The 7,664-nt window shown below is 38.9% G+C and carries 7 protein-coding genes and 1 pseudogene; 5 read left to right on the plus strand and 3 right to left on the minus strand.

Translation table 11 applies throughout. The features are described from left to right. Positions 1–241: 241 nt before the first annotated feature. On the minus strand, positions 242–871 hold the full coding sequence (locus DDE80_RS13120; RefSeq protein ID WP_108308343.1) for a YfbR-like 5'-deoxynucleotidase: 630 nt from the start codon (positions 869–871) through the stop codon (positions 242–244). A gap of 155 nt (positions 872–1,026) precedes the next feature. On the opposite strand from DDE80_RS13120, the gene DDE80_RS13125 reads away from it, so the two are divergent. Beyond that, positions 1,027–1,461 (plus strand): hypothetical protein, encoded by a 435-nt coding sequence (locus DDE80_RS13125; RefSeq protein ID WP_108308345.1) that lies wholly within the window; start codon positions 1,027–1,029, stop codon positions 1,459–1,461. A gap of 18 nt (positions 1,462–1,479) precedes the next feature. Further along, on the plus strand, positions 1,480–2,742 hold the full coding sequence (locus DDE80_RS13130) for an alpha/beta hydrolase (protein WP_108308347.1): 1,263 nt from the start codon (positions 1,480–1,482) through the stop codon (positions 2,740–2,742). A 41-nt stretch (positions 2,743–2,783) separates the two neighbouring features. Here the strand turns inward: DDE80_RS13130 and DDE80_RS13135 are convergent, their stop codons facing one another. Further along, a complete protein-coding gene (locus tag DDE80_RS13135) occupies positions 2,784–2,966 on the minus strand; it encodes a putative motility protein (protein ID WP_108308349.1) in 183 nt (60 codons plus the stop codon). A 404-nt stretch (positions 2,967–3,370) separates the two neighbouring features. On the opposite strand from DDE80_RS13135, the gene DDE80_RS13140 reads away from it, so the two are divergent. From DDE80_RS13140 to DDE80_RS13150, 3 genes are all read left to right on the plus strand, one after another. Further along, the gene (locus DDE80_RS13140) at positions 3,371–4,378 is read left to right on the plus strand and encodes a TAXI family TRAP transporter solute-binding subunit (protein ID WP_108308350.1); all 1,008 of its coding nucleotides are present in this window, start codon (positions 3,371–3,373) and stop codon (positions 4,376–4,378) included. A 101-nt stretch (positions 4,379–4,479) separates the two neighbouring features. After that, positions 4,480–4,986, plus strand: a complete 507-nt coding sequence (locus tag DDE80_RS13145; RefSeq protein WP_108308351.1) for a DUF1850 domain-containing protein — start codon at positions 4,480–4,482, stop codon at positions 4,984–4,986. Next, positions 4,983–7,007: a TRAP transporter permease gene (locus DDE80_RS13150; protein WP_108308353.1), complete on the plus strand. Its 2,025-nt coding sequence runs from the start codon at positions 4,983–4,985 to the stop codon at positions 7,005–7,007. Before DDE80_RS13145 ends, DDE80_RS13150 begins: the two co-directional genes overlap by 4 nt. A 521-nt stretch (positions 7,008–7,528) precedes the next feature. On the opposite strand, the pseudogene DDE80_RS15480 reads toward DDE80_RS13150, so the two are convergent. Further along, positions 7,529–7,664, minus strand: a pseudogene (locus DDE80_RS15480) (RNA-guided endonuclease InsQ/TnpB family protein); the annotation flags it as partial.

The raw sequence follows: 7,664 nt of genomic DNA on the forward strand, positions 1-7,664 counted from the left end.
TTTTGCTTGACGACACATATTGTTTTACCGATAGCATGGATTTGGCTATCGAACCTCATACAATATCTAGTTATCAACGAACGAGAATGTTTTAGAGACTTTTACTTGTCTATAGAGCAAGTGTACCCTATTTTCAGTCAATTGAGATAGCAAAAGCTACCCCTTGACTGACCTCGCTTTCATCCCATAGCTAAAGTAATGGGCTTTCTCGCTCGGAAAATCTGTAATAAAAGTCGAAAACTTACGCACTCGCTAAAATTTCTTTAGTTAGTTGTTGAATATTAATATGAGTATCTTCTGCAATCGCATCTTGTAAAATGGTGTTGCGGAAGTAGTTGACGCTCGCTGGCAAGTCTATAACGAGTAATTTTTTTAGCGCTACTTCATACATACTAACAAACTCTGGATCACTATTGCCGCGTTTTAATTCAGCGAAGGCTTCATAAAATTGATCAAGCTTGTCAGCGAACTCTAGTAGCTTACCTTCAGTAGTAGCATCTTTACCCTCTTTCATCCGATCAAAAAAGATAGACTGAAAACGCTTAGGGATTTCTTTAATAATAAATTTCTCCATCATTTTGTCTTCAACGTGTGCGAGCATTTGCTTTAACTCTGGACTAGCATGTTTTACGGGGGTTTTAATATCACCAATAAATACTTCCGCGAAATCATGGTTAATGGTCTTTTCGTATAAAGCTTTCCAATCAATATGCGCGCCCTCCATCTCTTCTAACGTACCAAAAAACATTGCGTATTGTGATACTTTCCATGAATGTGCTGCAACATTGTGCTCCTCAAACTTAAAACGCCCTGGACAACGAATAATACGTTCCAAATCGTTTAGGCTGGTGAAAAAGTGATGAATGCCCATAACGATAACCTCCTTTTGCTATTAGCATAACTGATGTTATGTGCTAAATGTGCCCCTTTTGACAAGCTTAACAGCAACATAATACGAGCTTCATACGAAATTAACATTGCCGCATGGTATAATGAAAATCGAAAATCGGGAAAGGACCAAAATAAATGGCATATTTGTTTTTACTCTTTGCCCACGTCCTTAGCGCTGCATTATCAATAGGGCCTCTATTTGTATTACTTCCCTTATTAATGAAAATGAAAACCGCGACGGATGAACAAATGCAAGTTTACCTTATCGCATTTCAAGCGGCTATCACGGTTGTTAAACACGCAGGACATGTGGTAGTACCTACGGGTTTTTTATTAATTTGGTTAGGTGGCTTTTCGTGGCTCACATCTTGGGCAGTAGCTACACTCGCAGTAATGGTGGGCTCTGTATTTTTCCTTGCTGGAGCATTTAAGCCGACCATTAAAACGTTTCAAACCCCTGCATATCAGCAACAGCAGTTTGTACAGAAATTAACACATGCCGTATGGCTTTATATTGGCTTACTGCTTATTATGCTATGGCTGATGGTAGTGAAACCAACGCTATGGTAACGAAGGAGTTATAACGCAATGAAAAAATACGTAGTAGTTATTATGGCAATATTATTGCTTGTTGGCTGTACACAAAAGCCAATCGAGCCGCCAATGAAAGAAGATTATACAAAAGAATTTATCGGTGACTGGCATGGCACAATGCGCCTAGAAGGCAAGGATGTACCAATTGAGGCATATTTAACGCCAGAAACCGTAGAAATTTTATGGACAACAAAAGAACAGCAGAAATCCATTTTCACTCAAATTACCTATGAGGCTAATCTAGTGAAGGGAACCGTAATGCGAGATGGTCAAGAAATCAATATTCAAGGCAGTATGAAGGGTAACCGTCTTGAAGGTACTTATCAAATTGGTGAGCAAACATTACCATTTGTTTTGGTGCGTGGTGAGCTAGTTGTAGAACAAAAAGAAGAGTTATTTACGGTAGATGTTAAAGGAGGGCAATTAAAAACTACGTTATTAAGTCCTCAGCTACCTGTAATGCCGTTGTATATTATTATAGGTGGCGTGGGCCCTACTACAAAAGATGGTAATTTAGAAGGGCTAGCCGAAAATAATAGCTATTCACAATTAGCTGAACTATTAGCAGAAGAACATATCGCAACGATTCGTTTTGACAAGCGGGGAGTTGGCGAAAATAACGTATTACAAGAGGCTGAAGAGCGTACAACTTTTGTAGATTTCATTGATGATGTAGTAGCAATTGTCGAAGCTGCTCGAAAAGATGAGCGCTTTAATGAAGTAAATCTTATCGGTCATAGCGAAGGTTCTCTCATCGCTTTAAACGTTGCCCAACAGCAACCGATTGATCGTTTGATTTCTTTAGTAGGAGCAGGACGACCGATTGATGAAGTTTTGCTCGAACAGCTTCAAGCTCGCTTAGCACCAGATGTCATGGCGGAAGCAAAGGTGATTATTGACAACCTTAAACAAGGGCAACGCGTAGAGGTTGTAAGTGAACCTTTGCAAAGTTTGTTTCGACCATCGTTACAACCGTATATGGCTTCATGGATGAAATTAAATCCACAGACGACCATTGCTGATTTAACGATGCCTATACTTATTGTAGGGGGCACGACAGATTTACAAGTGCCTATTACAGACAGTGAGTTGTTAAAACAAGCTCAACCAGAAGCTACACTAGCTATTATTGAAGGTATGAACCATATTTTAAAAGAAGCGCCACTAGAGTTAGAGGGCAATCGACAAACTTATACCGCTCAAGATTTACCGTTGCATCCTAATTTAGTAGAGGAAATTATAGCTTTTATTCAATGATAAAAGGAGCCTAGTGCATTTAGCGCTTAGGCTCCTTTTACTTATACTGAGATGTCGATTGTACCGCCTTTATAAGGATGAGCAGCAACCGTTTGCTCAGGCATGTCTTCTAACAATTGCACAGCAGCTGCAGTGTTCATATTCATAGCGTTTTGCATTACGCTCATTTGAACGGTTTGCTGTAGTTCTAGCAATTGTGCTGACATAAGTGAGTTGATTTCCATAGTAATCGCCTCCTATTTGCTATATCGTCAAAAATAAGCAAAATTAAATAATTATTGTCAGAATAGTTTAGCACTAAAAAAGTATGGGAATATAATAAGTAGTTGAGTGATGCATAACCTTAAAATATTCAAAATATATGCAAAAGAAATATTAAAAAAATGTTGAAAAAGTCTAACTTTTATATTATATTGATATAAATTGTTGAAAAGATTTGAAAATGCTATTAAAAGCATTTTTTATCTAATTTAAACATTTTTACATGAAACCGCTTACCCTTATAGTAGTATGCAAACATAGCATATTTATAAATTTGCTAAAATTTTTGTCAAAATGAGTTGACAATAACAGTTTGCTTTTGATAGCTTTAAGTTGAATTCGGTTTCACAGATAAGGGGGATAATATATGAAAAACAAATCATTCCGTTTACTTTTAATGCTTGCGGCATTAGCAGTATTCGTATTAGCGGCTTGTGGTAATGACAAGAAAGAAGAGCCTGCTAAGGACGAGGGAGACAGCAAAGAGGGAGAAACTGCTAAAACTGAAGATATTAAATTCTTAAGTTTATTAACAGGTGGTACGCAAGGTACTTACTACGCATTAGGTGGTACATTTGCAGATTTAATTACAGAGGGTACGGGGATTAAAACAACAGCTGAGGTTTCACAAGCTTCGGCAGCAAACGTAACTGGTTTAGATACTGACAAAGGTCAAATCGGTTTCTTACAAACAGATATCGCTTACTATGCAACTGAAGGCGAATTTATGTTTGATGGCAAAAAAGTAGATTCAATTTCAGCTCTAGGTGCACTTTACCCAGAGACAGTTCAATTAGTTACAATCGGTAAATCAGGTATTAAATCTTACGAGGATTTAAAAGGTAAAAAAGTTTCAGTAGGTGCACCAGGTTCTGGTACGTACGCAAACGCTGAGCAACTACTAGAAATCCACGGTTTAACAATGGATGATATTAAAGCACAAAACTTAGATTTCGGTGAGTCAGTTGATGGCTTACAATCAGGTCAAATTGATGCAGCATTTATTACAGCTGGTACACCAACTGGTGCTGTTGAAGCATTAAACGCTACTGCAGATGTTTACATCGTGCCAGTAGGCGAGGGTAAAGCAGATGAGTTAATCGAAAAATACCCATACTATGCAAAAGATACAGTTAAAGAAGGCACGTATGGTCTTAAAGAAGATATCGAAACAGTATCTGTAATCGCTATGCTTGCAGTTCGTAACGATCTTCCAGAAGACGTTGTTTACAACATGACAAAAGCTATTTACGATAATGCTGAAAAAATCTCTCACGCTAAAGGTGAATTCATCAAAGCAGAGAACGGTTTAACAGGTATCGGTATTCCAGTACACCCAGGTGCACAGAAATACTTTGACGAAGTAAATAAATAAAATACGTGAAGGGGCTCGTTTGCGTCAAGCTTCGAGCTCCTTTTTTATATGTATTTTTTAGCAACGTTTTGCTAAATAGCTTTTGAGTTGGAGGAAATACGATGCGAAAAATAATTGTACTTCTACTGGCCGCAGTAATCGGTGTAGCGATATTTCTTCCTTTTCAAAAGGTAATCTCGTTTACAGAAACACATGTCGAAAGCCCACGCCTACATTATGTCGTGCTGGATGGTAGCGATGCGTTTTTACTACGATACACGCACTCCATTCATAAAACAGATGTGCTTGAATATTACAAAGTAACAGAAGACCTCTCGATGCAAATGCTTGAAATGGTTTACGAAAGCCTAGCTATTGGCTTACCTGGCTATGCAGAGGAAGGGCAACGTTTAACACGTAAAGATGGCAAGTATCATTTATATTTTGAACAAAAAACAACATTACCTGAGTTCGTGATGCATATTGGTGATATTGATATGGATCTTGCCTTAGGTTATGACAATAAAGAATACCAATTAAAAGACAATTTAACGCGAGGTCATGCGTATTTATGTAAAGTGCAACGCGTTTCATTATTCCAATTATGGAAGGGAGCTAAACTATTATGACAAAGGAAAAAAATAACCCACAAGTTGATGAGTTTGAGCAAATCTCGGCAGAAGAACAGCAAGCCATTTTAGAAAAATATGATATTGAATCTAATACACGTGTATTATCGGGTTTTATGAAGCATGTTATTTTCTTTGGGCTACTTGCCTTCTCGTTATTTCAATTGTACACAGCTATTTTTGGACAGTTTCCTGCACAAATTCAGCGTACGATTCACTTAGGCTTCGGTTTAACTTTTATTTTCTTATTGTTCCCTGCACGCAAGGGTGGACGTAAAGACAAAATTGCGATTTATGATTATGTACTAGCTTTGCTAGCTGTAGCAGTTGGCGCGTATTGGACGATAAATTACAATGAGCTTGTGCGTAGTTTTGGATCATTATCAAGCATGGACTTTTATATTGGCTTGATTGCGATTTTCTTGGTGCTTGAAGCGGCCCGCCGTGCAGTAGGGTTACCGATTACAATTATTGCGGGAGCATTTTTACTGTATGCGTACTTCGGTCCATACTTCCCGGATTTCATGGCACACCGTGGTCAAGATATCGAAAGTATTGTTAACTTAATGTTTTATACGACGGATGGTATTTTAGGTACGCCAATTAGTGTATCTGCTACATTCATCTTCGTATTCTTATTATTCGGTGCCTTCCTTGTTAAAACAGGCGTAGGGCAATATTTTAATGATTTAGCTGTAGCGTTAGCAGGTAAGCTTGTAGGCGGCCCTGCAAAAGTAGCTGTATTCTCAAGTGCTTTACAAGGTACAATTTCAGGGAGTTCAGTAGCAAACGTAGTAACATCAGGCTCTTATACTATCCCAATGATGAAAAAGCTCGGCTACCGTAAAGAGTTTGCGGGTGCGGTAGAGGCAGCAGCTTCTACTGGTGGTCAATTAATGCCACCAATTATGGGGGCAGCGGCCTTCCTAATGGTAGAGTTTATTGGTCGTGGTATTACGTACTGGGATATCGCTAAAGCAGCGGCAATCCCTGCACTATTGTATTTCACAGGTATTTGGATTATGACACACTTTGAAGCAAAGCGTGTTGGATTAGAAGGTTTAACAGATGAGCAAATGCCAAACCGTCGCGAAGTGTTTAAAAAGATTTATTTATTATTACCAATTGTATCAATCGTAGTATTAATGTTAATTGGTGTACCCGTTATGCATGCTGCGCTATATGGTATTTTAATTTCAATTTTTGTATCATTCTTTGATAAAGAAACACGCATGAAGCCAAAAGACTTTGTTGATGCTTTAGTAGATGGTGCACGTACAGCACTTGGTGTAGTTGCGGCGACAGCAGCTGCTGGTATCATCGTAGGTGTTGTTGTTAAAACAGGTCTAGGTCTAAGCTTAGCAAACAGCCTTGTGGCGCTTGCAGGTGGTAGTATTTTATTAACATTATTCTTCGTAATGATCGCCTCACTTATTTTAGGTATGGGCGCACCGACAACGGCGAACTATGTTATTACATCGACGATTGCAGCACCAGCAATTATTGCGCTAATGGCGCCTGATGTGCCAAGCGCAGCTGTGCCATTAACCATTTTATTAGCAGCACATTTCTTTGTATTTTACTTTGGTATTATTGCCGATATTACGCCACCTGTGGCGCTTGCAGCCTTTGCTGCATCGGGGATTTCTGGCGGTGACCCAATTAAAACGGGCTTTAACTCCGCGAAGCTTGCCATTGCAGCCTTCATCATCCCGTATATGATTGTATTCTCACCAGAGCTGTTAATGATTGATACGACTTGGTACAGTACGTTATGGGTAGTTATTACAGCTGTTACAGGTATGTTAGCAATTGGCGCGGGTATTATTGGTTTCTGGTATCGCAAGATGTACTGGTTCGAGCGTATCCCAGCAATTGCTACAGGATTGATGCTAATTATGCCAGAACGTATTACGGACTTTGTTGGTATTGGTCTGTTCTTGGCACTAGTTATTATTCAAATTACAACAAAAAATAAAAACGGTGGTACGAAGGCTGAGCGTCAACAAGCCACTGCATAATAACTAATCTGAGGGTTTTTAAAATCCTCAGATTTTTTTATTGCCAAAATAAAAAGTGTATGCTATTATTTAATTAATCAGAAAATACTGATAAATGAAAACGAAGGGAACGATGCCATGAGTGTTTTACAATCGTTACTAGAAACTTACTTGGTTGACCAGCACATAGAATTAAGGGAGGAGGAGACAACGCAAGAGCGTCGACATGATACAAACAACTACCCAGAAGGCTTCTTCACAAGTCTTTAATAACGAATAACCGACTTTACGCTAGTAATCAAAGCGAAAAGTCGGTTTTTTGTTATTTTTACGAACGTAGCTTGGTCATGTATAGTCAACTACCCCCGCTTAAACGCTAAAGCGTTTTGAAGTGGGGGCTTGTGTCACCTGAAAAGGCGGGTTACTTACTTCGCAAGCAACCTTTACACTTATACCTACCCAATAGTGCAAACGGTCTTACAGACCTCCTATCTTAGCGTGGTGGTATATGAGGACGGTTGACTTCGCCCCTACGGAAAAGGCTATACCTCAACCGTAACTGTATCTGAAATGTATGCCATTCCTTTTCGATACAGATTCATTGCCCCGATGCGGTCGTCATTCGATTGATAAGAGCAGTTGACACACGTAAATGTATGTGTTTTTTTATTGCGATTT

This window comes from Metalysinibacillus jejuensis (genome assembly GCF_003057615.1).
In the GTDB taxonomy this organism is placed as follows: domain Bacteria; phylum Bacillota; class Bacilli; order Bacillales_A; family Planococcaceae; genus Metalysinibacillus; species Metalysinibacillus jejuensis.

Coding starts and splice junctions, on each gene's coding strand:
- DDE80_RS13120 (WP_108308343.1), bottom strand. CDS start 871: ATGGGCATTCATCACTTTTTCACCAGCCTAAACGATTTGGAACGTATT.
- DDE80_RS13125 (WP_108308345.1), top strand. CDS start 1,027: ATGGCATATTTGTTTTTACTCTTTGCCCACGTCCTTAGCGCTGCATTA.
- DDE80_RS13130 (WP_108308347.1), top strand. CDS start 1,480: ATGAAAAAATACGTAGTAGTTATTATGGCAATATTATTGCTTGTTGGC.
- DDE80_RS13145 (WP_108308351.1), top strand. CDS start 4,480: ATGCGAAAAATAATTGTACTTCTACTGGCCGCAGTAATCGGTGTAGCG.
- DDE80_RS13150 (WP_108308353.1), top strand. CDS start 4,983: ATGACAAAGGAAAAAAATAACCCACAAGTTGATGAGTTTGAGCAAATC.
- DDE80_RS13135 (WP_108308349.1), bottom strand. CDS start 2,966: ATGGAAATCAACTCACTTATGTCAGCACAATTGCTAGAACTACAGCAA.
- DDE80_RS13140 (WP_108308350.1), top strand. CDS start 3,371: ATGAAAAACAAATCATTCCGTTTACTTTTAATGCTTGCGGCATTAGCA.